The organism is Streptomyces sp. NPDC031265 (assembly GCF_055570295.1).
The window spans coordinates 1-23620 of sequence record NZ_JBVIHM010000004.1; the positions used below are offsets into that span (position 1 = coordinate 1).

The 23620-nt window shown below is 72.5% G+C and carries 19 protein-coding genes; 13 read left to right on the plus strand and 6 right to left on the minus strand.

From position 1 onward, the window contains the following. A partial coding sequence (locus ACZ499_RS08570) for a hypothetical protein (protein WP_468673334.1) occupies nt 1-219 on the plus strand: 219 nt, incomplete at its 5' end. Between the two features lie 46 nt (nt 220-265). Here the strand turns inward: ACZ499_RS08570 and ACZ499_RS08575 are convergent. Continuing rightward, on the minus strand, nt 266-769 hold the full coding sequence (locus ACZ499_RS08575; RefSeq protein ID WP_468673335.1) for a DUF1203 domain-containing protein: 504 nt from the start codon (nt 767-769) through the stop codon (nt 266-268). 160 nt (nt 770-929) lie between these two features. Here ACZ499_RS08575 and pepN point away from each other — a divergent pair, with 160 nt between their 5' ends. Further along, nucleotides 930-3527, plus strand: coding sequence for an aminopeptidase N (pepN, locus tag ACZ499_RS08580; RefSeq protein WP_468673336.1), 2598 nt, complete (start codon nt 930-932; stop codon nt 3525-3527). Between the two features lie 461 nt (nt 3528-3988). Here pepN and ACZ499_RS08585 read toward each other — a convergent pair whose 3' ends face one another. Beyond that, nucleotides 3989-4948 (minus strand): EamA family transporter, encoded by a 960-nt coding sequence (locus ACZ499_RS08585; RefSeq protein ID WP_468673337.1) that lies wholly within the window; start codon nt 4946-4948, stop codon nt 3989-3991. An 80-nt stretch (nt 4949-5028) separates the two neighbouring features. Between ACZ499_RS08585 and ACZ499_RS08590 the strand changes: the two genes are divergently transcribed. Continuing rightward, nucleotides 5029-5526 (plus strand): MarR family winged helix-turn-helix transcriptional regulator, encoded by a 498-nt coding sequence (locus tag ACZ499_RS08590; protein ID WP_468673338.1) that lies wholly within the window; start codon nt 5029-5031, stop codon nt 5524-5526. 99 nt (nt 5527-5625) lie between these two features. Here ACZ499_RS08590 and ACZ499_RS08595 read toward each other — a convergent pair whose 3' ends face one another. The 3 genes from ACZ499_RS08595 to ACZ499_RS08605 are packed head-to-tail and all read right to left on the minus strand — an operon-like array spanning nt 5626 to nt 8250. Continuing rightward, nucleotides 5626-5853, minus strand: a complete 228-nt coding sequence (locus ACZ499_RS08595) for a hypothetical protein (protein WP_468673339.1) — start codon at nt 5851-5853, stop codon at nt 5626-5628. Between the two features lie 20 nt (nt 5854-5873). Beyond that, complete coding sequence (gene malQ, locus ACZ499_RS08600; RefSeq protein ID WP_468673340.1) at nt 5874-8015, minus strand: 4-alpha-glucanotransferase; 2142 nt, start codon at nt 8013-8015, stop codon at nt 5874-5876. Nucleotides 8016-8019: 4 nt separating this feature from the next. Further along, nucleotides 8020-8250, minus strand: coding sequence for a hypothetical protein (locus ACZ499_RS08605; protein WP_468673568.1), 231 nt, complete (start codon nt 8248-8250; stop codon nt 8020-8022). A 268-nt stretch (nt 8251-8518) separates the two neighbouring features. On the opposite strand from ACZ499_RS08605, the gene ACZ499_RS08610 reads away from it, so the two are divergent. Further along, entirely contained in the window at nt 8519-11578 is a 3060-nt protein-coding gene (locus tag ACZ499_RS08610) for a beta-N-acetylglucosaminidase domain-containing protein (protein ID WP_468673341.1), read from the plus strand. Between the two features lie 64 nt (nt 11579-11642). Here ACZ499_RS08610 and ACZ499_RS08615 read toward each other — a convergent pair whose 3' ends face one another. Then, entirely contained in the window at nt 11643-12179 is a 537-nt protein-coding gene (locus tag ACZ499_RS08615; RefSeq protein ID WP_468673342.1) for an HNH endonuclease, read from the minus strand. Between the two features lie 254 nt (nt 12180-12433). On the opposite strand from ACZ499_RS08615, the gene ACZ499_RS08620 reads away from it, so the two are divergent. The 9 genes from ACZ499_RS08620 to ACZ499_RS08660 all read left to right on the plus strand — a co-directional run bounded on the left by ACZ499_RS08620 (nt 12434) and on the right by ACZ499_RS08660 (nt 23589). After that, nucleotides 12434-13516 (plus strand): mechanosensitive ion channel family protein, encoded by a 1083-nt coding sequence (locus tag ACZ499_RS08620; protein WP_468673343.1) that lies wholly within the window; start codon nt 12434-12436, stop codon nt 13514-13516. A gap of 528 nt (nt 13517-14044) precedes the next feature. Next, on the plus strand, nt 14045-15280 hold the full coding sequence (locus ACZ499_RS08625; protein ID WP_468673344.1) for an ROK family transcriptional regulator: 1236 nt from the start codon (nt 14045-14047) through the stop codon (nt 15278-15280). Between the two features lie 63 nt (nt 15281-15343). Then, a complete protein-coding gene (locus tag ACZ499_RS08630) occupies nt 15344-16690 on the plus strand; it encodes an ABC transporter substrate-binding protein (RefSeq protein WP_468673345.1) in 1347 nt (448 codons plus the stop codon). Nucleotides 16691-16725: 35 nt separating this feature from the next. Continuing rightward, nucleotides 16726-17667: a carbohydrate ABC transporter permease gene (locus ACZ499_RS08635; RefSeq protein WP_468673346.1), complete on the plus strand. Its 942-nt coding sequence runs from the start codon at nt 16726-16728 to the stop codon at nt 17665-17667. 13 nt (nt 17668-17680) lie between these two features. Further along, the gene (locus ACZ499_RS08640; protein ID WP_468673569.1) at nt 17681-18559 is read left to right on the plus strand and encodes a carbohydrate ABC transporter permease; all 879 of its coding nucleotides are present in this window, start codon (nt 17681-17683) and stop codon (nt 18557-18559) included. 88 nt (nt 18560-18647) lie between these two features. Beyond that, on the plus strand, nt 18648-19913 hold the full coding sequence (locus ACZ499_RS08645) for a 6-phospho-beta-glucosidase (RefSeq protein WP_468673347.1): 1266 nt from the start codon (nt 18648-18650) through the stop codon (nt 19911-19913). Beyond that, a complete protein-coding gene (locus tag ACZ499_RS08650; protein WP_468673348.1) occupies nt 19910-20884 on the plus strand; it encodes an N-acetylglucosamine kinase in 975 nt (324 codons plus the stop codon). Before ACZ499_RS08645 ends, ACZ499_RS08650 begins: the two co-directional genes overlap by 4 nt. A gap of 265 nt (nt 20885-21149) precedes the next feature. Next, a complete protein-coding gene (locus ACZ499_RS08655; protein ID WP_468673349.1) occupies nt 21150-22550 on the plus strand; it encodes a hypothetical protein in 1401 nt (466 codons plus the stop codon). 61 nt (nt 22551-22611) lie between these two features. Beyond that, nucleotides 22612-23589, plus strand: coding sequence for a glutamate ABC transporter substrate-binding protein (locus tag ACZ499_RS08660; RefSeq protein WP_468673350.1), 978 nt, complete (start codon nt 22612-22614; stop codon nt 23587-23589). Nucleotides 23590-23620 lie beyond the last annotated feature (31 nt).

Consider the following 23620-nt stretch of genomic DNA (forward strand, 5'->3'; position numbering starts at 1 on the left):
CAGTTCCCCATGCCCCTGAAGGGGCCCGCTCCTTGCACGCCGGAGGGGCTGGAGGTGCCCAAGGGGCGCGGGGAACTGCGCGACCAGCCCCCACCGGTCCGCAGACACGAAGGGGCCCGCTCCTTGCACGCCGAGGGGCTGGAGGTGGCCAAGGGGCGCGGGGAACTGCGCGACCAGCCCCCACCGGTCCGCAGACGACGAACCCGGCCGCCCGGCTGAGGGCTCTCGGGAAGGGGCGGGGTGGGGGATACGCCCGCCGCAGGCGTCAGGCGCCCCGCACCTCGTAGAGGAAGCACCCGTACTCCAGCGACCGCACATGCACCAACACCACCTCCGGATCCGCGAACGCCTCCGCGAAGGCCTCCTCGTAGCCCGACGTCGCGTCCTCCGGGACCGACAACATACGGCCACCCACGATCCGCCCCTCCGCGTCGTACCGGCGGACCGTCCGCAGCGCGCCCGCGCGGGCGAACGGATAGCCCTCCACCCCGCGCCCCGGCCCGTCGCACCGCGCGCAGATGAACACCGGCCCCTGCTCGTCGTACGCCCCCGGCTTCGCCCACGTCTCGGCCGCCCAGCGGCGCAGTGGCGCGTACGAGACGAGTGCGATGCGCTCGCCCGGCTCACTGGGACGCAGGCAGCAACGCAGCGGGGCGCCGCCCTCCTCGTCGGTGAAGGGGACGCAGGGGTGCCCGGCGTCGTCCGTGGCGCGGAGCTCCTCAAGTGCGGCGGGCGGGATCGCGTGTGCGGTGTAGGTCGTCGTCTTCATGGGTCCAGCGTGCCGACCCGCCCCGCCCCCCACCGGCGGAATTCGGACTTGGAGCCCCCGGGCAAAAGCCCTGTACGCCCCCGGTACGTCTCGTGCAAGGATGGCCGGAACCGTCACGATCTGATGGATCTAGCTGAGTTTTTCTGAAGGAGATGGCCGGGTGCCTGGCACGAATCTGACCCGTGAAGAGGCCCAGCGGCGCGCGGAGCTGCTGAGCGTCGACTCGTACGCGATCGAGCTCGATCTGAGCGGCGCGCAGGAGGGCGGGACCTACAGGTCCGTGACCACCGTGCGCTTCGACTCCGCCGAGGCCGGTGCGCAGACGTTCATCGACCTCGTCGCGCCGGCCGTGCACGAGGTCGTCCTCAACGGGACCGCGCTCGACCCGGCCGCCGTGTTCGCGGACTCGCGGATCGCGCTGGCCGGTCTGGAGGCGGGCCCGAACGAGCTGAAGGTGGTCGCGGACTGCGCGTACACCAACACGGGTGAGGGCCTCCACCGGTTCGTCGACCCGGTCGACGACCAGGCGTACCTGTACACCCAGTTCGAGGTGCCGGACGCGCGCCGCGTCTTCGCCTCCTTCGAGCAGCCGGACCTGAAGGCGACCTTCCAGTTCACCGTGAAGGCCCCCTCCGGCTGGACCGTGATCTCGAACTCGCCGACGCCCGAGCCCGCCGACGACGTGTGGGTCTTCGAGCCGACGCCCCGGATCTCCAGCTACATCACGGCGCTGATCGTCGGCCCGTACCACTCGGTGCACAGCGTGTACGAGAAGGACGGCCAGTCGGTGCCGCTGGGCATCTACTGCCGTCCCTCGCTCGCCGAGTTCCTCGACGCGGACGAGATCTTCGACGTGACCCGGCAGGGCTTCGACTGGTTCCAGGAGAAGTTCGACTACGACTACCCGTTCGCCAAGTACGACCAGCTCTTCGTGCCGGAGTTCAACGCGGGCGCGATGGAGAACGCCGGCGCGGTGACGATCCGCGACCAGTACGTGTTCCGGTCCAAGGTGACCGACGCCGCGTACGAGGTGCGCGCCGAGACCATCCTGCACGAGCTCGCCCACATGTGGTTCGGCGACCTCGTCACCATGGAGTGGTGGAACGACCTGTGGCTGAACGAGTCGTTCGCCACCTACACCTCGATCGCCTGCCAGGCGTACGCGCCGGGCTCCAAGTGGCCGCACGCCTGGACCACGTTCGCCAACTCCATGAAGACCTGGGCGTACCGGCAGGACCAGCTGCCGTCCACGCACCCGATCATGGCGGACATCCGCGACCTCGACGACGTGCTCGTCAACTTCGACGGCATCACGTACGCCAAGGGCGCCTCCGTCCTCAAGCAGCTCGTGGCCTACGTCGGCATGGACGAGTTCTTCCAGGGCGTACAGGCCTACTTCAAGGCGCACGCGTTCGGCAACACGCGCCTTTCCGACCTGCTGGGCGCGCTGGAGAAGACCTCCGGACGCGACCTGAAGACCTGGTCGAAGGCGTGGCTGGAGACGGCCGGCATCAACATCCTGCGCCCGGAGATCGAGGTCGACGGCGAGGGCGCCATCACCTCCTTCACCGTCCTCCAGGAGGCCCCGGCGCTGCCCGCCGGCGCCCAGGGCACTGTGTCCGATGATGCGGCTCCGCCGCGTGGCACCCTGCGTCCGCACCGGATCGCGATCGGCTTCTACGAGCTGAACGAGACGGGCAAGCTGGTCCGCACCGACCGCATCGAGCTGGACGTGGACGGGGCGCGCACGGCCGTCGAGCTCCCGGCGGGCACCCGCCGTCCGGCCGTCGTCCTCCTCAACGACGACGACCTCTCGTACGCGAAGGTGCGCCTCGACGAGGAGTCCCTGAAGGTCGTCACCGCGCACCTCGGCGACTTCGCCGAGTCGCTGCCGCGCGCGCTGTGCTGGGCCTCCGCGTGGGACATGACCCGCGACGGCGAGCTGGCGACCCGCGACTACCTGGCGCTGGTGCTCTCGGGCATCGCCAAGGAGTCCGACATCGGCGTCGTGCAGTCCCTGCACCGCCAGGTGAAGCTGGCCATCGAGCTGTACGCGGCGCCCGAGTGGCGCGAGACGGGTCTGGCCCGCTGGACCGAGGCGTCCCTGGAGCAGCTGCGCGCGGCGGCGCCCGGCAGCGACCACCAGCTGGCGTGGGCGCGGGCGTTCGCGGCCACGGCCCGTACGGCCGAGCAGCTCGACCTGTTGCAGGGGCTGATGGACGGCACCGAGGCGGTGGACGGCCTGGCCGTCGACACCGAGCTGCGCTGGGCGTTCCTTGAGCGGCTCGCGGCGACCGGCCGGGCCGACGAGAAGGCCATCGCGGCGGAGCTGGAGCGGGACCGTACGGCCGCGGGCGAGCGCCACGCCGCCACCGCGCGCGCCGCGCGTCCGACGGCCTCGGCGAAGGCCGAGGCGTGGGCGTCCGTGGTCGAGGGTGACGCTCTGCCGAACGCGGTGCAGGAAGCGGTGATCGGCGGCTTCGTCCAGACGGACCAGCGGGAACTCCTCGCCCCCTACACAGAGAAGTTCTTCGCGGCGGTGAAGGGCGTGTGGGAGTCGCGTTCCCACGAGATCGCGCAGCAGATCGCGACGGGTCTGTACCCGTCGCTCCAGGTCTCCCGGGCGACCCTGGACGCCACGGACGCGTGGCTGGCCTCCGCCGCGCCGAACGCGTCCCTGCGCCGCCTGATCTCGGAGTCCCGGGCGGGAGTGGAGCGGGCGCTCCGCGCCCAGGAGGCGGACGCGGCGTCGTCGTAGCGGTTTCGCCCCCCCACCCCGCCCGTTCCCTCAACCCTCCGGGGGTGGGGGTGGGGGTGGGGTCGGGGTGGGTCCCTGGTTCGTCTGCGGGTTCGGTGGGGGCTGGTCGCGCGGTCCCCCGCGCCCCTGGGCAGAACGGGGCGCGGCCGAGTTCAGCCGCGGCGGCGGGAAATTGAGCCCCTGGGGTCCCCCTGGACGAAGTCCTTGGGGGAGTTCGAGGAGCGGGGTCCGGGGCGGAGCCCCGAGGCGGGGTGCAGGGCCGCAGGCCCCGACGGGCTCCCGGGGGCGCGGCCCCCGGGAGCGACGAAGCTGTCGGACCGGACGACGGTCGCGACGCCCGCGAGGGCGAGCCCGGGCCCGTTGGCCCGCCTCGCCCTCGTGAGGGTTCGCAGTGGTTCGGTCACGCTCCAGGACTGCCACGGCGGTCGCTGCTCCTTCGGTGGTCGGCGGTGGGTGCCGGACTACCGACGCACCGCCGGAACCATCAGGTCCGTCGAAACTTCTCGACTGATCCGTTCAGGAGAACTGAACGGTTCGACCTTCCTCGGCGCCGTTCGGGCCCTCGGCACGTACTGGCCCGCGAGCGTCGCCCCGAAGGCGATCGCCATCCCGGTGAGCTGGAGCGGGGTGAGCGCCTGGCCGAGCGCGGCCCAGCCGATGACGGCGGCGGTGAGCGGTGACAGCGGGCCGAGGAAGGTGACCGAGGTGGCGGTGAGGCGGCCGATGCCGCGGAACCAGAGCCAGTACGCGACGGCGGTGTTGACCAGGGCGAGGTAGAGGTAGCCCGCGAGGTTGCGCCCGTCGAGCGCGGGCGGCGCGCCCTCGATCAGGAGGGCGACCGGCGCGATCAGCAGCCCGCCCGCGGTCAGCTGCCACCCGGTGAGCACCAGCGGCCCGACCCCCTCGGGCCGTCCCCACCGCTTGGTGAACACGGTCCCGGCGGCCATCGACGCGGACGAGGCGACCCCGGCAACGACCCCGACGGTGTCCAGCGCCCCCGTCGCCTTCAGGACCACCAGGCTCACCCCGAGGGCCGCCGCGATCCCGGTGAGCAGGGTCCGCAGGGACGGGCGTTCACCGAGGAAGAGCGCGGCGAGCCCGGCCACCCACAGCGGCCCGAGGGAGCCGATCACGGCGGCCATGCCACCGGGCAGCCGGTAGGCGGCGAGGAAGAGGAGCGGGAAGAAGGCCCCGATGTTGAGCGCCCCCAGGACCACCGCCTTCCACCACCACTCCCCCCGTGGCAATCGTCGGGTGACGAGGAGGAGCGCGAGCCCGGCGGGCAGCGCCCGCATCATGCCCGTGAACAACGGCCGGTCCGCCGGGAGGAATTCAGTCGTCACGGCGTAGGTGGAACCCCAGGAGACCGGGGCGAGGGCGGTGAGGGCGACGGTGGCTATGCGGCTCTGGGTTCGCTTCATAGGAAGTAGCTTACTCGTAAGCTACTTTCCGTCAAGCAACTTTCTTGCATCCGATCCAATCCGCTCGGATACTGGTGTCCATGACTGCGACCCCCAGTGACCCCGTCGACGCCATCACCGCACAGTGGGCGGAGGTCAGACCCGACCTCGACACCGTTCCGATGGCCGTCTACGGGCGCATCTACCGCATCTCCCGGGCCATGGGCGACCGGATCGAGAAGGAGTACAAGCGGTTCGGGATCTCGCGCGGCGAGTTCGACGTACTGGCGACGCTGCGGCGCTCCGGCGAGCCGTACACGCTCTCGCCGCGCCAGCTCTCGGCGACCCTGATGCTCACCACCGGCGGGATGACCGGACGGCTGGACAAGCTGGAGAACGCCGGGCTGCTGAGCCGCAGCCCGGATCCGAACGACCGGCGCGGGCTGCGCGTCACCCTCTCCGACAAGGGCCGGGAGATCGTCGACGAGTCGGTGACGGCGGGCCTGGAGATGCAGCACGAGGTGCTGGACGGGGTGCTCGACTCGGCGGAGGCGGAGCAGCTGAACGCGCTGCTGCGCAAGCTGCTCTCGGCGCACTGAGGCGACCGGAAGAGCCGGGAGAGAACGAAGAAAAGGCGCTCTGCGGTACGAGTGCGCCTCGTACCGCAAAGCGCCTCACAGCGCGTGAAACGTGGTCGGTCAGGCCTTCTTCGACTTGTCGAGGACCAGGACCAGACCGGCGATGACCGCGAAGAGCGCGAGGGGCGCGATCACGTACAGGCCGATCGTGTCGAACACGCTCAGGCCGGAGCCCGGGTCGTCGCCGTCGTCGCGGGTGACCGCGAGGGCGGGGGCCGACATGAGCAGCATCATCAGCGTCGTACCGGCTGCCACGGCGCCGGCGCGCAGGGTGTTCTTCTTGTCCACGGTGCAAACGTAGCGAACGCCTAAGTGGGGCGCGCGCCCGGGGGTGCCGTACGAGTCCGCACGCCCGCCGCTGCGATGCCCGGGCCGGCCGCGAACAACCTCATCAGGCCGTGCAGCCGGGGTGAGGAGACCACGTCCTCCAGGGCGAGCGGGCGGCCGTCCGGCCCGGCCACCGGCAGGCGCCAGTTGGGGTACTGGTCCCAGGTGCCCGGCAGGTTCTGCGGACGGCGGTCGCCCACCGCGTCCGGCAGCCACACGCCGATCATCCGGGCCGGGGTGCGCAGCAGGAACCGGTAGACCGCCCGCACCGCGCCCTCCTCGCCCCGGGCGCCCTCGGGCAGCAGCCCGAGCCGGGCGAGATAGGACAGCCACTCCCCCACCTCGGCCGCGTCCTCGGCCTGCTCCTCGGCCAGCGGGCGGGTGAGCAGGCCGAGGCGGTGGCGCAGCCCGACGTGCTCGCCGGTGAGCCGGGCGGCCGTGGACGGCAGGTCGTGGGTGGTGGCGGTGGCCACGCACGCCTCGCGCCAGGCGGCCGGGGACAGCGGGCGGCCGGTGCCCTCCCAGTCGCGCTCGAACCAGAGCACCGAGGTGCCGAGCACCCCGCGCCGGCTCAGGGCCTCCCGTACGCCGGGCTCGACCGTGCCCAGGTCCTCCCCTATGACCACGGCGCCCGCCCGGTGGGCCTCCAGGACGAGCACGGCGAGCATCGCCTCGGCGTCGTAGCGCACATAGGTGCCCGCCGTCGGCTCCTGTCCCTGCGGTACCCACCACAGCCGGAACAGGCCCATCACATGGTCGATGCGCAGGGCTCCGGCATGCCGCAGCAGATTGCGCAGGAGCCCGCGGTACGGAGCGTAGCCGGAGGCGGCGAGGGCGTCGGGGCGCCAGGGCGGCAGCCCCCAGTCCTGGCCGCGTGCGTTGAAGGCGTCGGGGGGCGCGCCCACCGACATGCCCTGGGCGAAGGTGCGCTGCTGCGCCCAGGCGTCGGCGCCGCCCGGGTGTACCCCGACGGCGAGGTCGTGGACGAGGCCGACCGCCATCCCGGCGTCCCGGGCGGCCCGCTGGGCGGCGGCGAGCTGGGTGTCGGTGAGCCAGGCGAGCCGGGTGTGGAAGTCGACCCGGTCGATGAGCTCGCGCCGGGCGCGGGCGGTGGAGGCCGAGCGGGGGTCGCGCAGACCGCCCGGCCAGCGGGTCCAGTCGGGCCCGTACCGCTCGGCGAGCGCGCACCAGGTGGCGTGGTCCTCCAGGGCCTGGCCCTGGTGCGCCAGGTAGTCGCAGTACGCGGCCCGCCGCCCGGGCGCCTGCGGCACCGCGTGGACGGCTTCCAGGGCTTCGCGCTTCAGCGCCCACACCGCGTCCCGGTCGATCAGCTCGCCGTCGTCGAGCACCGACCGGCGCAGCGCGTCCGCCGCCTTCAGCAGCTCGTCGAGCCGCTTCCGCTCGCGTACGTAGGCGTACTCCGGGATGTCCTCGATCCGCAGGTGCACGGGGTCGGGGAAGCGGCGTGAGGAGGGGCGGTACGGGGACGGGTCGGTGGGGGCGCCGGGGACGGCCGCGTGCAACGGGTTGACCTGGAGGAACCCCGCCCCCACGGCCCGCCCGGCCCAGCCCGCGACCTCGGCGAGGTCCCCGAGGTCGCCCATGCCCCAGGAGCGGGCGGAGAGCAGCGAGTAGAGCTGCACGAGGAACCCGTGGGTGCGGGCGGGGGGTTGCGGGGTGCGCTCGGGGGCGACGACGAGGGTGGTGCGGGCCGTGCGGCCGTCGGGGGTGCGGGCGGTCGCCCGGTGGACGCCGAGGGGGAGGTCGGGCCAGGGGGCTTCCGGCCCGGTTCCCTTGGTGCCCGGCGCCGTCCAGTCGGCCTCCCCGCCGCCCTCCGCCTCGACGCGGACGTGGGTGCCGGGCGGCAGGGCGGCGAGCGACGGGGGCGCGGACGGCGGGTCCTGGGCGTGCCAGTGGACCACGGTCGGGGGCAACAGGCGGGCCGCCGCGGCCAGTTCGGCGGTGGCGAGGGACGCGCTCACCGCCTCCGGGGTGGCCGCGTCGACGCCCAGCGCCGCGAGGACGGCGACGACCGTGGCGTCCGGGACCGGGACCGTGCGGTCGGCCGACGGGGCGTAGGACGTGGCGACGCCGTGCAGCGCGGCGAGCCGGGCGAGGGTCATGGCGTCAGGCTCCGGCTGGCGCGGCCACCGGGGTCGGTTCGCTGGTCAGGGGCGCCGCCTCGGTCAGCGGGGGCTCGCTGGTCAGCGGGGCGGCGTCGGCCAGCGGAGGTTCGCTGGTCAGGGGCTGTTCAAGGGCGGAGACGGCCATGGAGGGCTCCACGAGGGTCGGCAACAGGGGACACGGCAGCCCTACCCCGTGGGCGGACTCCCAGACGTACAACGCGGGAGGTGTCACGACCGTCACCGCGCCTGTGTGACCCAGGTCACCGGAACGGGCAATTCCGGCACAACAGTCACGCGCATTGACACCCTCGCCACGGGGGTGGTGGGCTCGGGGCCGGTTGCGGTGCGGGCGGTCGCAAGAGTGGCGCCAAGGCGCTCCGCTGGAAACGGGGTTCGTTGTCCGCGGGCTGTCCGTGGCTGGTCGCGCAGTTCCCCGCGCCCCTGAAGGGGCGCGGTACCGCACCGGACTTCCACAAGTCCGCTCAGGCGAGGAGATCGGCGTGCAGTTCGGGCGCGGGAAGCGAGCGACGGCCGTCGCGGTCGCCGTCATCGGCGGGCTGCTCGGCGCGGCGCCCGGCGCCCTCGCGGCACCCGTGGATCCCCCCGCCCCCGAACAGCCCTCCGCCACGGGCCTGTCGAAGGACGCGATACGGGACGACACCCCGGCGGTCTGGCCCCGGCCGCAGTCCGTCAAGCACGCGGGGCCCGGGCTGCGCTTCGGCTCCGAGGCCGTCCTGATCTCCGACCCCGGCGCCGACCCGTACGCGGTGGCCGCGCTCGCGGACGTACTGGACCGAGCCGGTGTCACCACCCTGCACTACGGACTCCGGGGCGCCGGGCCGGTGTTCCGCGTCGGCGGGAGCGGCGCGCAGGACGCGCTGCGCGCCCTGCGGGTCGCCGAGCGCGGGGACCTGCCGTCGGGCGGGTACCGGATCGGCGTCGGCCGGGCCGGCGGGCGGGACACGGTCGCGCTCGACGGGGTCGGCGAGGACGGGCTCTTCCACGCCGTACAGACCCTGCGCCAGCTCCTCGGGCAGGACCGGCGGGGCGACGCCACACTGCCCGGGGTGCGGGTGCGCGACTGGCCCGCCACCGCGGTGCGCGGCACGACCGAAGGTTTCTACGGGCAGCCCTGGACGCGCGAACAGCGCCTGGGCCAGCTCGACTTCATGGGCCGCACCAAGCAGAACCGCTATCTGTACGCGCCGGGCGACGACCCGTACCGCCAGGCCCGCTGGCGCGACCCCTACCCGGCCGACCAGCGCGCCGGCTTCCGGGCGATCGCCGCCCGCGCCGCCGCCAACCACGTCACGCTCGCCTGGGCGGTCGCGCCCGGCCAGGAGATGTGCCTGTCCTCCGACAAGGACCTCAAGGCGCTGCTCCGCAAGCTCGACTCGATGTGGGCGCTGGGTGTGCGCGCCTTCCAGCTCCAGTTCCAGGACGTCAGCTACAGCGAGTGGCACTGCGGGCAGGACGCGCACACCTTCGGGCGGGGACCCGCCGCCGCGGCCCGCGCCCACGCGCGCGTGGCGAACGCCGTCGCCGCGCACCTGGCCGAGCGGTACCCCGGCGCGCAGCCGCTGTCGCTGATGCCGACCGAGTACTACCAGGACGGCGCCACCACCTACCGCTCCGCCCTGGCGGACGGGCTCGACGCGCGCGTACAGGTCGCCTGGACGGGCGTCGGGGTGGTGCCGCGCACCATCACCGGGCGCGAACTCGCGGGCGCGCGGGCCGCGTTCGGGCATCCGCTGGTGACGATGGACAACTACCCGGTGAACGACTGGGCGCCGGGACGGATCTTCCTCGGCCCCTACACGGGCCGCGAGCCCGCCGTCGCCACCGGCTCGGCCGCCCTGCTCACCAACGCCATGGCGCAGGCGTCGGCCTCCCGCATCCCGCTGTTCACGGCGGCCGACTACGCCTGGAACCCGCAGGGTTACGAGCCGGAGGCCTCCTGGCGGGCGGCCATCGCGGACCTCGCGGACGGGGACGCGCCGCTGGGCGAGGCGCTCACGGCGCTGGCGGGCAACGACTCGTCGTCGGTCCTCAGCAGCGCCGAGTCGGCCTATCTGCGCCCGCTGCTCGACGCGTTCTGGACCTCGCGCGGCTCGGCGGACGCGGCGGCGCGGGACGGGGCCGCGGCGCGGCTGCGGGCGGCGTTCACGGTGATGCGCCAGACCCCCGCGCGGCTCGCGGACAGCGGCGCGCTCGCCGACGAGGTGCGCCCCTGGGCCGACCGGCTCGCCCGGTACGGCCGGGCCGGGGAGACCGCCGTCGACATGCTCCAGGCGCAGGCGCACGGCGACGGCGCGGCCGCCTGGCGGGCCACGCTCGCCCTGGAGCCGCTGCGCCGGGCCGCCGCCACCGGCTCGGTCACCGTCGGCAAGGGCGTCCTGGACGTGTTCCTGACCCGCGCGGCCGGGGCGTCGGCCACCTGGACGGGCGCGGACCGGCCCACCGGGGACGTCAGCGTCTCGCCGGACGCGTACACCGTGCGCCTGGACCGGGTCCGCCCGGTGGAGGCGGTCACCGTCATGGACGACTCCGGCGCCGGGCCGAGCCCCTCGGTCGGCCCGGGCTCTGGCCCGCCGGCCTGGGCCACGGCGGGCGCCCAGCCCGTCGAGGACGCCGCGTGGGGGCCCGGGCCCGGCCCCGGGCGGGTCGCCTGGGCCGAGGGCGGGGCGCTGGTGCAGGTGCATCTGCCCGGCGTGGGCTGGCGCAGCCTCGGGCCGCTCTCGCCCAGCGGCTGGACCCAGAGCGCCGCGCGGGGCGTGCGCGCCGACGCCGTCCGCGTGACCGGCCCGGCCTCCTCCGTACGGTCCGTACGGCATCTGGTCCCGTGGTTCGCCGACGAGCCGCGGGCCCGCCTCGATCTGGCCCGTGACGAGGCGGACGCGGAGATCGGCGGGAAGCCGCAGCGGGTGGCGGCCGTGCTGACGTCCACCCGGCCCGCGGATGTGAGGGGCACGCTCAGCGCGAAGGCACCCCGGGGCATCACCGTCAAGGCCCCCGGCGCGCTCACGGTGCCGCGCGGCGCGGCGGCGAGCGTCCCGGTGGAGGTGTCGGTGGCGCCGGGCACCCCGGCGGGCGAGTACCGGGTGCCGGTCGTCTTCTCCGGGCAGGAGCGCGTCCTGACCGTACGGGCGTATCCGCGCACGGCCGGTCCCGATCTGATCGCGGGGGCCGCGGCCTCCTCCTCGGGCGACGAGACCCCGGCGTTCCCGGCGCGCGCGGCGTCCGACGGCGACCCGTCGACCCGCTGGTCCTCCCCGGCGCAGGACAACGCCTGGTGGCAGGCCGAGCTGCCGGCCCGGACCCGGGTCGGCCTGGTGGTGCTGACCTGGCAGGACGCGTACGCGAGCGCCTACACCGTGCAGGTCTCCCCGGACGGCCGCACCTGGCGCACGGCGGCGACCGTGCGCGACGGCAAGGGCGGCCGGGAGGCGGTCCGCATGGACGCGCCCGACGCCCGCTTCATCCGGGTGCAGGGCGTGACACGGGCGACCCCGTACGGGTACTCGCTGTGGTCGGTGGAGGCGTACGGCGTGGCGCCGTAGCAGGGCACGGACGAGCTGGGGACCGGCGGACCGGTCCCCGCTCAGGGACGACGAAGGCCCGGTCTCAGGCGGAGATGCCGTCGATCCGGGCCAGGGCGTCGTCCGCGCCGAACGGTTGGAGGTACGGGAGCCAGCGTGGGTCCCGGTGCCCCGTGCCGATGATGCGCCAGGCCAGACCGCTGGGCGGAGCGGGCTGGTGGCGCAGGCGCCAGCCGAGCTCCAGCAGGTGCCGGTCGGCCTTGACGTGGTTGCAGCGGCGGCAGGCCGCCACCACGTTGTCCCAGACGTGCTGACCGCCGCGGCTGCGCGGAATCACGTGGTCGACGCTGGTTGCGACGCCACCGCAGTACATACAGCGCCCGCCGTCTCGTGCGAAGAGCGCACGGCGGGTCAGCGGAACGGGCCCCCGGTAGGGGACCCGTACGAATCTTTTGAGCCGGACCACGCTGGGAGCGGGCAGGGCCCGGGTCGCGCTATGCATGAAGGCGCCGGATTCCTCTAGGCAGACTGCCTTGTTTTCGAGCACGAGGACGAGCGCGCGGCGGAGCGGTACGACGCCGAGGGGCTCGTACGACGCGTTGAGGACCAGGACGTGCGGCACGGTGGATGCCTCCTTGTACGCCGGCGGCGCGTGGCTCGCGCCGGGACGATCTGCCTTCAGTCTCTCCTCATGCCTGGTCGAAGCGCCACCACGTCCGGGTAACGGCCTTGAAGTGTTTTCGACCACACTCCACTACATCCCCAGGTCCGCCGTGTCCCTCCCTCGAACACGGCAACCGAGCACTCCGGTTGCCCCGTTAGTGTGGTTGGCCTGCCGTCGCACCGTCGGCAGCGCAATGCCTGGAGGTTCCCCCCGTGCACTGGCCCGCTGTACTGGCCGCCGGATCCCCGTCCGATCCCACCGCTCCGACGACCACGCCGGTCACCCTCGACGACGCCCAGAAGTCGGCCACGGAGGCCGCGGGCTGGGTCGAGGAGAACTGGTCGACGTGGCTCGCCCTCGGCCTGCGCATCCTCCTGATCGTGATCATCGCGTCGGTGCTGCGGGTACTGGTCCGCCGGGCGCTGACCAAGCTCATAGACCGGATGAACCGCAGTGCCCAGGCGGTGGAGGGCACGGCGCTCGGCGGCCTCCTGGTCAACGCGGAGCGCCGCCGCCAGCGCTCGGAGGCCATCGGCTCGGTCCTGCGCTCGGTGGCGTCCTTCCTGATCATGGGCACCGCGGCCCTGATGGTCCTGGGCGTCCTCAACATCGACCTGGCGCCGCTGCTCGCCTCGGCGGGTGTCGCGGGTGTGGCGATCGGTTTCGGCGCGCGCAACCTCGTCACGGACTTCCTCTCCGGCGTCTTCATGATTCTGGAGGACCAGTACGGGGTCGGCGACTCGATCGACGCGGGCGTGGCCTCCGGCGAGGTGGTCGAGGTCGGCCTGCGCGTGACGAAGCTGCGCGGCGACAACGGTGAGATCTGGTACGTGCGCAACGGAGAGATCAAGCGCATCGGCAACCTCAGCCAGGGCTGGGCCACGGCGGCCGTCGACGTCCAGGTCCGCCCGACGGAGGACCTGGACCGCGTCCGCGCGGCCATCACCCAGGCCGCGGAGTCCATGACCAAGGACGAGCCGTGGAACGAGCGGCTGTGGGGCCCGGTCGAGGTCCTCGGCCTCAACGAGGTGCTGCTCGACTCGATGGTGATCCGCGTCTCGGCGAAGACGATGCCGGGCAAGGCGCTGGGCGTGGAGCGCGAACTGCGCTGGCGCATCAAGCGCTCGCTGGACGCGGCGGGCATCCGCATCGTGGGCGGCGCCCCCCTCCCGGACCCCGACGCCCCCACGGACCCGACGGCCACGGTCGCGGCCCCCTCGGCCCTGAACAACCCGACGTCCCCGCAGTCGCTGGCGACGGCGCCGATACCGCCGGGGCAGAGCTTGTCGAAGTAGTACCCGCGTACGCGCGCGAAGGGCGCCCCTGCCGGTGGTCGGCGGGGGCGCCCTTCGCGTCCAGGACGCAGCGCCGTCGGCATTCAGGTTCTCCACGCCACCAGAGCCGCCACGACGAAGCCCGCGACGGCGAGCCAGGCGATCCACTCCCCCACACGAAAATTCTTGCCCCACATCCTCGACGGCCCCCCAGCCTTCACATACGAGGTGATCTCGTGAAGGCGTCGACACTATGTGCGAACATATGGTTCCGGAGCGTCATATCCCGCCAGAAAGCGGCTCTCCAGGAACACGAGCCCCACAGGCCCCGGTCAACTCGCCACATATGCACAGGAGATGGGTCGAAGTGGGATGCGGCGCCGCCGCGATCGCGCCGACCCCACCCAGGTAACGCTTTGGTAGCCGCCCGGGCGCAGACCATTGACGCCCCCATGACGTGCGGCCTACTTTCTCCCCCAACGAATAGGAAACTTTCCTAACAGTGACGTGGGAAAGCCGCCTCAGAGGTGAAGGGCAGGTGCAGCCGTCGTGGCCGGTACTACCCCGGGAACGCCGCGCGTACTCCGCGCCATGAACGACCGCGCCGCCCTCGATCTGCTCCTGGAGCACGGACCCCTGTCCCGTACCCGGATCGGGAAGCTCACCGGGCTCTCCAAGCCGACCGCGTCGCAGCTGCTCGCGCGGCTCGAAGCGGCGGGGCTGGTCGTCGCGACCGGGACCACCGAGGGGCGGCCCGGGCCCAACGCGCAGCTGTACGCGGTCAACGCGCGTGCCGCGTACGTCGCCGGGCTCGATGTGACGCCCGAGCGGATCCGGGCCGCCGTCGCGGACGTCGCCGGGGACGTGGCCGGGGAGTTCGAGGTGCGCACGCCGGGGCGCAGGGTCGGCGAGTCCGTGGTGCGGCAGGTCACCGACGCGCTCGACGGGGCCGTGAAGGCCGCCGACCTCGTCCGGGGCGATCTGCACCGCGTCGTCATCGGCACGCCCGGCGCCTTCGACCCCGGCACCGGGCGGCTGCGGTACGCCTCCCATCTGCCCGGCTGGCACTCCCCCACCCTCCTCGACGAGCTCGCGGCCGCCCTGCCGATGCCGGTCGAGTACGAGAACGACGTCAACCTCGCGGCCATCGCGGAGCAGCGGCTCGGCGCCGCGCGCGGCCACGACGACTTCGTGCTGCTGTGGAACGAGGGCGGGCTCGGTGCCGCGCTCGTCATCGGCGGGCGGCTGCACCGCGGGTTCACCGGCGGCGCCGGCGAGGTCGGCTTCCTGCCGGTGCCGGGCGCCCCGCTCGTACGGCACGTCACCAAGGCGAACTCCGGCGGCTTCCAGGAGCTGGCGGGCGGGCAGGTAGTGCCCCGGCTGGCCAGGGAGTTCGGCGTCGCGGACATCCCCGGCGGCACGCCCATCGAGGTCGCCACCGCCCTGGTCGCGCGGGCGGCCCAGGCCATGGAGACGTCCGCCCCCGACGCCTCCGCCCCCGACGCCCCCTCCCGCCGCCTCCTCGAAAGCTTCGCCACCGGCCTCGCCACCGGCCTCGCCTCCATGGTCGCCGTGCTCGACCCCGGGCTCGTCGTACTGTCCGGCGCGCTGATCTCCGCCGGCGGTGAGCCGCTGCGCGCGCTCGTGCAGCACGAGCTGGGCGAGCTCGCCGCCTCCCGGCCCCGGCTCGTCATCGGCGAGGTCCGCCACCACCCCGTACTGCGCGGCGCGTTGGAGAGCGCCCTCGCCGCCACCCGCGACGAGGTCTTCGACACCTCCCGCTGACCCCCTTCGCACGTGAGAACCACACACCCCCGTTCCTCCGCCCCCGCCCCGGGAGACACCGCCATGTCCGGAAACAGCCCAAACCGCCGGAAGTCGGCCGCCGCGCTCGCCGTGACCGCCTCCATCGCCCTGTTCGCCTCCGCCTGTACGGGCCAGAGCAGCTCCTCCGCCGAGGACGACGCCTCCAAGGAGACGACGATCACCTTCTGGCACGGGTGGAGCGCCCCGGAGGAGGTCAAGGCGATCCAGGCCAATGTGGACGGCTTCCAGAAGGCGCACCCCAACATCCATGTGAAGGTCGTCGGCAACATCAACGACGACAAGATCAACCAGGCGCTGCGCGCGGGCGGTTCGAGCGCGCCGGACGTGGTCTCCTCCTTCACCACCAACAACGTCGGCAAGTTCTGCTCGTCCAAGGCCTTCGTCGACCTCGCCCCCTTCCTGAAGAAGGACGGGATCGACCCCGCGAAGACCTTCCCGAAGGCGATGAACGAGTACACGCAGTTCGAGGGCAAGCGCTGCACGCTCCCGCTGCTCGGCGACGCCTACGCGCTCTACTACAACAAGGACGCCTTCAAGGCCGCCGGGATCGCCGGTCCGCCCAGGACGTGGGGCGAGTTCGCCGCGGACGCCAAGACGCTGACCAAGGCGAAGGGCGGCTCGTACGAGCAGCTCGGGTTCATGCCCGACTACCACGGCTACGAGTCGACGACCGAGCACTGCATCGCGCAGTGGTCGCCCACGTACTTCGACTCCAGCGGCAGGTCGAACATCGCCAAGGACCCGGCCTTCGCCAAGGCGTTCGCCTTCCAGAAGCAGCTGGTGGAGGACCTCGGCGGGTTCCAGAAGCTGGAGCGGTTCCGGTCGGGCTTCGGTGACGAGTTCGGCGCCAAGCACCCCTTCCACCTGGGCCAGGTCGCCATGCAGCTGGACGGCGAGTGGCGCCTCGCAATGGCCGAGGACACCAAGCCGAAGTTCGAGATCGGGGTCGCGCCGCTGCCCGTACCGGACGACCAGGCCGCGACCTACGGGAAGGGCTACATCACCGGGACCATCGCGGGCATCGCCGCCACCTCCAGCAAGCAGAACGCCGCCTGGGAGCTGGTGAAGTACATGACGACCAACACCGAGGCGGTCGTGAACTTCGCCAACGCCATCCACAACGTGCCCTCCACACTGGAGGCGCTCAAGTCCCCGAACCTGAAGTACGACCCGCGCTTCAAGACGTTCCTGGACATCGCGCAGAACCCGAACTCGACGACCAGCCCGGCCTCCGTCAACGGCGGCCAGTACCTGGTGTCGATCCAGAACCTCGGCTACGACGTCGAGAAGGGCAAGCAGGGCGACATCCAGGCCGGTCTGGAGAAGACCGCCAAGGAGATCGACACCGCGATCGACCAGGCCAAGTAGGCCGGGCCCGGGCCGACGAGCATCGCGGAGCACCCATGACCACGTACACACTGCGCGCCAAGCGCCGCCGGGCGGCGCTGCGGACGGCCGCCTTCATGTCCCCGTGGCTGATCGGCTTCGGCGTCTTCTTCGCCTACCCGCTGATCTCCACGGTCTACTTCTCCTTCACCCACTACGACGGGTTCGCCGACCCCACCTTCAACGGGCTCAAGAACTGGTCGTACGTCTTCAACGACTACCCGCTGTTCTGGCCCGCGCTGCGCAACACGCTGTGGCTGGTGGTGGTCATGGTGGCCTGCCGGGTCGCCTTCGGGCTCGGCATCGGGCTGCTCATCACCAAGATAAGGACGGGCACCGGGGTCTTCCGGACGCTGTTCTACCTGCCCTACCTCGCGCCGCCCGTCGCCGCCACGCTCGCCTTCGTCTTCCTGCTCAACCCCGGTACGGGGCCGGTCAACTCGGTCCTGTCCGACCTCGGGATACCGGCGCCGGACTGGTTCACCGACCCCGCCTGGTCCAAGCCCGCGCTGACCATGCTCGCGGTGTGGGGCGTCGGGGACCTGATGGTGATCTTCATGGCCGCGCTGCTCGACGTGCCCAAGGAGCAGTACGAGGCGGCCGAGCTGGACGGGGCCTCGTCCTGGCAGCGGTTCCGGTTCGTGACGCTGCCGAACATCTCGCCCATCGTGATGTTCGCGGTGGTCACCGGGATCATCCAGACCATGCAGTACTACACCCAGCCGCTGGTGGCCGGAAAGGTCGCCTCGGGGGTCATCGGCAGCTCCGGGCAGCAGTTCGAGCCGGGCTACCCGGACAAGTCGACGCTGACCCTGCCGCAGCTGGTGTACAACCTCGGCTTCCAGCGCTTCGACTACGGCTCCGCGTGTGTGGTCGCCCTGGTCCTCTTCGCCCTCTCCATGGCTTTCACCGCACTCCTGATGCGGCGCCGTGGCGGACTGATCCAAGCAGGTGACTAGGCAGATGGCCGACATGACGTACGCACTGGATGCCCCGGTGACGACCCCGGCGGCCCGTGTCGCCCGCCGCAAGGCGCTCCTGCACTGGATCGGCGTGCACGCCCTCGGCGTCGCGGCCGCGCTCTTCTTCGTGCTGCCGTTCGTGTTCATCGTGCTCACCTCGCTGATGGACAACCAGCAGACGCTCACCCGCGACCTGGTCCCCGACCACTGGCAGTGGTCCAACTACCAGAAGGTGTTCGACACCCCCGGCTTTCTCACCTGGTGGAAGAACACGCTGCTCTACGCCGGGCTCGGCACCGTCCTGACGGTGGTGTCCTCCGTCCCGGTGGCCTACGCGCTCGCCAAGTTCCGCTTCCGCGGCCGCAATCTGTCGATGATGCTGGTCATCTCGATGATGATGCTGCCGCCCCAGGTGATCATCATCCCGATGTACCTGTTCTGGGCGAAGCAGCTGGACCTGTCCGGCACGCTCTGGCCGCTGATCATCCCGATGGCGTTCGGCGACGCGTTCTCCATCTTCCTGCTGCGGCAGTTCCTGATGACCATCCCCAACGAGTACCTGGACGCGGCGAAGGTCGACGGCTGCGGGGAGCTGCGGACCCTGCTGCGGGTCGTGCTGCCGATGGCCAAGCCGGGGATCGCCGCGGTCGCGCTCTTCCAGTTCTTCTACGCCTGGAACGACTACTTCGGGCCGCAGATCTACGCCTCGGAGAACCCGGGCGCCTGGACGCTGTCGTACGGCCTGGAGTCGTTCAAGGGCGCGCACCACACCGACTGGAACCTGACCATGGCCGCGACCGTACTGGTCATGGCCCCCGTGATCCTCGTGTTCTTCTTCGCGCAGAAGGCGTTCGTCGAGGGTGTCACGCTCACCGGAGTGAAGGGTTAGAAATGCTGTGCCTTCCCGGGGGACACCCCCCGGACCCCCGGCAGGAAAAGACCAGCGCCCCCGGTGCCTTGAAGCGAGGAGACCTTCTGTGAAGCTCACCGTGGTCGGCGGAGGATCGACCTACACCCCCGAACTCATCGACGGATTCGCCCGGTTGCGGGACGCCCTGCCCATCGGGGAACTGGCCCTGGTCGACCCCGCGGCCGACCGTCTGGAGCTGGTCGGCGGCCTCGCCCGGCGCATCTTCGCCAAGCAGGGCCACCCGGGCAGGATCACCACCACCTCCGACCTGGACGCGGGCGTCGAGGGCGCCGACGCGGTGCTGCTCCAGCTGCGCGTCGGCGGCCAGGCGGCCCGCGAGCGCGACGAGACATGGCCGCTGGAGTGCGGCTGCGTGGGCCAGGAGACGACCGGCGCGGGCGGCCTGGCGAAGGCGCTGCGGACCGTCCCGGTGGTCCTGGACATCGCGGACCGGGTGCGGCGCACCAACCCGGACGCCTGGATCATCGACTTCACCAACCCGGTGGGCATCGTCACGCGCGCGCTGCTGCAGGCCGGCCACAAGGCGGTCGGGCTCTGCAACGTCGCCATCGGCTTCCAGCGCAAGTTCGCGAAGCTGCTCGGCGTCGCGCCCGGCGAGGTGCACCTGGACCACGTGGGCCTCAACCACCTCACCTGGGAGCTCGGGGTGCGCCTGGGCGGCCCCGCCGGGGAGAACGTGCTGCCGAAGCTGCTCGCCGAGCACGGGGACGCGGTGGCGGACGACCTGCGGCTGCCCCGGCAGGTCCTCGACCGGCTGGGCGTCGTCCCTTCGTACTATCTGCGCTACTACTACGCGCACGACGAGGTCGTACGGGAGCTGGGCACCAAGCCGTCACGGGCGGCCGAAGTCGCGGAAATGGAACGGCAGTTGCTGACAATGTACGGGGACCCGGCGCTCGACGAGAAGCCGGAGCTGCTCGGAAAGCGCGGCGGCGCCTTCTACTCGGAGGCGGCCGTGGACCTGGCCGCCTCCCTGCTCGGCAACGGCGGAAGCCCCGTGCAGGTCGTCAACACGTACAACAACGGCACCCTGCCGTTCCTCGCCGACGACGCGGTGATCGAGGTGCAGGCGCGGGTGGACGCGGGCGGCCCGGTGCCGCTGGCCGTGCCCGACCTCGACCCGCTGTACGCGGGGCTGATCGCGCACGTCACCGCGTACGAGGACCTGGCCCTGGAGGCCGCGCTGCGCGGCGGCCGCGACCGGGTGTTCCGGGCGCTGCTCGCGCATCCGCTGGTCGGCCAGTACGAGTACGCCGAGGGCCTCACCGACCGGCTGATCGCGCACAACCGGGAGCACCTCGCGTGGGCATGAGCGTGCTGGCGATCGACGCGGGCAACAGCAAGACCGACGTCGCCCTGATCGGCCCGGACGGCACGGTCCTCGGCACCGCACGGGGCGGCGGCTTCCGGCCTCCCGCCGTGGGCATCGGGACGGCGGTGGACGCGCTGGCGGAGGCGGTCGTACGGGCGTGGACGGCGGCCGACAACACCGGGCCGGTGGCGGTCGACCACGTCTCCGCGTGTCTGGCCAACGCCGATCTTCCGGTCGAGGAGCGCCAGTTGGCCGAGGCGCTGGCGGCCCGCGGCTGGGGCGGCACGGTCAAGGTGTACAACGACACCTTCGCGATCCTGCGGGCCGGGCTGCCCGTCGGCGCCGAGCCGCGCGGGGTCGCGGTGGTGTGCGGGGCGGGGATCAACTGCGTCGGCATGACCCCGGACGGCCGCACCGCCCGCTTCCCGGCGCTCGGCAAGATCTCCGGGGACTGGGGCGGGGGCGGCGGACTCGCCGAGGAGGCCCTGTGGTTCGCCGCGCGGGCCGAGGACGGGCGGGGCGGGCCGACGGCGCTGGAGCGGGCGCTGCCCGAGCACTTCGGACTGCCGTCCATGTACGCGCTGATCGAGGCGCTCCACCTGGAGCGCGTGGCGCCCGCCCGCCGTCACGAGCTGGCGCCGGTGCTCTTCGCGGTCGCGGCGGACGGGGACCCGGTGGCCCGGGCGCTCGTGGACCGCCAGGCCGAGGAGATCGTGGCGCTGACCGTGGTCGCCCTGGAGCGCCTGGACCTGCTGGACGAACAGACACCGGTCCTGCTCGGCGGCAGCGTCCTCGCCGCCCGCCATCCTCAACTGGACGGCGGGGTACGTACGTTGCTGGCGGCCCGGGCGCCCAAGGCGGTCCCGCTGGTGGTGGCGGCCTCGCCGGTGCTGGGGGCGGGGCTGCTCGGGCTCGACGCGGTGGGGGCGCCGGCGGAGGTGTTCGGAAGGCTGCGCGGGCAGTACGCGTAGGAACTCGGGGGCGGTGCGCGCGTAGGCGCGGCGGCGGTTCACGCGTAGGCGCGGGGGGTGGTGCGCGCAGGCGCGGGGCGGGGCGCCGTCGCATCGGGTCGCGCCGAGTGGAACCGATCCGATCCCAGCGGCGTATACATGGTGGGGAGGCAGCGGGGGCAGGGGCGGAGCAAGCGGGTAACAAGATCAGGTCAACCCTTGTGTGGTGGTCGGTCCCTGCGTCCATACTGCTGGCCAGGCACTCGGTGACCAAGGGGGAGGTCAAGTGGCACACCCGCCGAGCACACGCGCACCGCAGGCGCCGGTGGCGGCACCGGCATCGGCACCACCGGCCCCGGGGCACCCGCCCGCCCCCGCTCCGCGCCGGGGCGGCTGGGCCGAGTCCCGGGAGCGGCTGCGCGCCGCCGCGACGACCGAGCCGGGACGGCTGTGGATCATCGGCACGGTGGTCGCGCTGCTCGTCGTGGCGTTCGGCGCGGTGACCGCCTGGGAGGTCTCCGACCGGGCGGCCGCCGCCGACGACGTGGTGAGCCGCAGCCAGCCGCTGAGCGCCGACGCCGCCTCCATCTACCGCTCCCTCGCGGACGCGGACACCGCCGCCGCGAGCGGCTTCCTCGCGGGCGCCCAGGAGCCCCACGACGTCCGGCTGCGGTACGAGTCGGACATCGCGACCGCCTCCCGCCTCCTGGTGAAGGCCGCGGCCAACACGACGGGCGCCTCCGACTCCGGCCGCTCGATAGCCGCGCTCAACGAGCAACTGCCGGTCTACAACGGCCTGATCGAGCAGGCCCGCGCCAACAACCGCCAGGGCTTCCCGGTCGGCGGCGCCTATCTGCGGTACGCGAACGAGCGGATGACCCAGCAGCTGCTGCCCGCCGCCCAGAAGCTCTACGAGGCCGAGACCGGCCGACTCTATGACGACTACGACCAGGCCGAGACCTGGCCGTATGCGGCGCTCGCGGTCGGCGTCGTGGCGCTCGGCGCGCTGTTCTGGGTCCAGCGGCGCAACTACCTGCGCACCAACCGGGTCCTCAACCACGGACTGCTCGCGGCCAGCGCCGCCTCGGTGGTCGTCCTGCTGTGGCTGGTCGCCGGGCACGCGGTGGCCGCCGCCGACCTGTCGACCTCGCGCTCGCACGGGCAGGAGTCGCTGAAGGTGCTCAACGACGCCCGCATCAGCTCGCTCCAGGCCCGCGCCAACGAGAACCTGACGCTGGTGGCCCGCGGGGCCGTCCAGACCAAGGACGGCAAGGACCAGTACGACACGGATTACGCGGCGGAGATGAAGGACCTCGTGGGCAAGCTCGGCTCGGCCGGGGAGCTCGCCGACGACAGCTCGGGGCGTACGCCCGTGAAGGACGCGCAGGACAGCGTCACCCAGTGGCAGGAACGGCACAAGAGCGCCCGGGAGACGGACGACGCCGGTGCCTACGAGGACGCCCTGAAGCAGGTCATCGGCGCGTCCGGCTCCACCGGCCAGTCCTTCGACCGGGTCGACGCGGCCCTGGAGAAGGCGATCGACCACGAGCAGCACGAGTTCACCCGGGCCGCCTCCGACGGCAAGGGCGCGCTGACCGGGCTTCCGCTGGGCGCCGCGGTGCTCGCGGTGCTGAGCGCGGCGGCGGCCGGCGTCGGCGTCAGCCGCAGGCTCGCGGAGTACAGGTGAACGCCGTGGGGTACAGGGGAACACCGGCCCGAGGGGCACAGCGGTCCTGGGAGGAGGCGCGATGAACAGGAAGGGCAGGCTCCGCGGGTGGGGTGGCGTCGGCGGGATGGCGCTCGCCTGTGCCGCCGCCGCTTCGCTGCTCGTTCCGCTGTCGCGGAACGGAGCGGGCGAGGACGGCGGACGCGTCGGCGGACCCGGAATCGCGCAGGGCGTCCAGGCGAAGGCCGACACCTGCAAGGACCCCGAGGCCAGCCTGCCGCCCTCGGGCGACGACGGGCCGACCATCGCGAAGATCAGGCAGAACGGCAAGCTCCGCGTGGGCGTCGACCAGAACAGCTTCCGCTGGGGGTACCGCAACCCGGCGACCGGGCAGCTCGAAGGGTTCGACATCGAGCTGGTGCGGGCGATCGCCAAGAACATCCTGGGCGACCCGGACGCGGTCATCTACCGCACCATCCCCACCAGCCAGCGCATCCCGGCGCTCCAGAAGAACCAGGTCGACATCGTCGTGCGGACGATGACCGTCAACTGCAAGCGGATCGGCCAGGTCGCCTTCTCCTCCGCCTACTTCAAGGCCGGGCAGCAGGTGCTCGCGCCCAAGGACTCGACGATCACCGGGTACAACCCCACGCTCAAGGGCAAGAAGGTCTGCACGGCGGCCGGCTCGACCGCGTTCGACGCGCTGGAGAAGAACGCGTACGGCGCCGTCTACAAGGACCTGACCGTGCCCAGCCAGCTGGACTGCCTGGTGCGCCTCCAGCTCGGCCAGGTCGACGCGGTGGTCACGGACAACGCGCTCGCCGCGGGCCAGGCCGCGCAGGACCCGGCGGTGCAGCTGAAGGGCGCCCCCTTCACCGAGGAGTACTACGGGGTGGCCGCCAACCTGCAGAGCACCGACCTGGTCCGGCGGATCAACCAGGTCCTGGTGGACTACCGCAGCGGCGGTGCGAACAGCTTGTGGATGAAGGCCTACCGCGACTGGCTCGCCGCCGACCTGCCCGGGATATCCGGTCCGCCCGAGCCCAAGTACCGTTCATAGCACCCGGCTTGACCCCGGTTCGTACGACCGC

Coding starts and splice junctions, on each gene's coding strand:
- ACZ499_RS08575 (WP_468673335.1), bottom strand. CDS start 769: ATGAAGACGACGACCTACACCGCACACGCGATCCCGCCCGCCGCACTT.
- ACZ499_RS08585 (WP_468673337.1), bottom strand. CDS start 4,948: ATGAAGCGAACCCAGAGCCGCATAGCCACCGTCGCCCTCACCGCCCTC.
- ACZ499_RS08590 (WP_468673338.1), top strand. CDS start 5,029: ATGACTGCGACCCCCAGTGACCCCGTCGACGCCATCACCGCACAGTGG.
- malQ (WP_468673340.1), bottom strand. CDS start 8,015: ATGACCCTCGCCCGGCTCGCCGCGCTGCACGGCGTCGCCACGTCCTAC.
- ACZ499_RS08630 (WP_468673345.1), top strand. CDS start 15,344: ATGTCCGGAAACAGCCCAAACCGCCGGAAGTCGGCCGCCGCGCTCGCC.
- ACZ499_RS08635 (WP_468673346.1), top strand. CDS start 16,726: ATGACCACGTACACACTGCGCGCCAAGCGCCGCCGGGCGGCGCTGCGG.
- ACZ499_RS08640 (WP_468673569.1), top strand. CDS start 17,681: ATGACGTACGCACTGGATGCCCCGGTGACGACCCCGGCGGCCCGTGTC.
- ACZ499_RS08650 (WP_468673348.1), top strand. CDS start 19,910: ATGAGCGTGCTGGCGATCGACGCGGGCAACAGCAAGACCGACGTCGCC.
- ACZ499_RS08660 (WP_468673350.1), top strand. CDS start 22,612: ATGAACAGGAAGGGCAGGCTCCGCGGGTGGGGTGGCGTCGGCGGGATG.